Raw genomic sequence first — 525 nt, forward strand, 5'->3', positions numbered from 1 at the left:
TCCTCGGCCAGGGCGAGCTGGTGGGGGTGATGCCGGAGGGCTTCAAGGGCATCGGCAAGCCCTTCGGGGAGCGGTACAAGCTCCAGCGGTTCGGCCGGGGCGGGTTCGTGTCCACCGCGCTGCGCCAGGGCGTCCCGATCGTCCCGTGCTCGATCGTCGGGGCGGAGGAGATCTACCCGATGATCGGCAACGCGAAGACGCTCGCGAGGCTGCTGGGTTTCCCGTACTTCCCGCTGACGCCGACCTTCCCGTGGCTGGGGCCGCTCGGCGCGATCCCGCTGCCCACGNNACGCTGTACAAGCTGCTGGTCCAGCGGCGGTCGGTGTTCTTCTGAGGCGGTTTCGTGGGGTGTTCTCCCGGGGCGGTTCCGCAGCACACGCGTACGGGGCCGGGGGCGCTCCTCGAAGGGAACGCCCCCGGCCCCGTACGGCGGGGTCCCTCTGCCGCGCGGCCCCTACTCCGCGTCCTGGCCGTTGATGCCCAGTCCCGGGAGCAGACCGGGCAGGAGCGGCGGGAGGGTGACGT

The 525-nt window shown here is 71.9% G+C and carries 1 pseudogene; it reads left to right on the plus strand.

Annotated elements, in window-relative coordinates:
• Nucleotides 1–287: pseudogene (locus tag B7L92_RS37180) on the plus strand (lysophospholipid acyltransferase family protein); the annotation flags it as partial.
• Nucleotides 288–525: the final 238 nt, after the last annotated feature.

The sequence above is a fragment of the Streptomyces viridosporus genome (assembly GCF_002078235.1).
In the GTDB taxonomy this organism is placed as follows: Bacteria; Actinomycetota; Actinomycetes; order Streptomycetales; family Streptomycetaceae; genus Streptomyces; species Streptomyces viridosporus.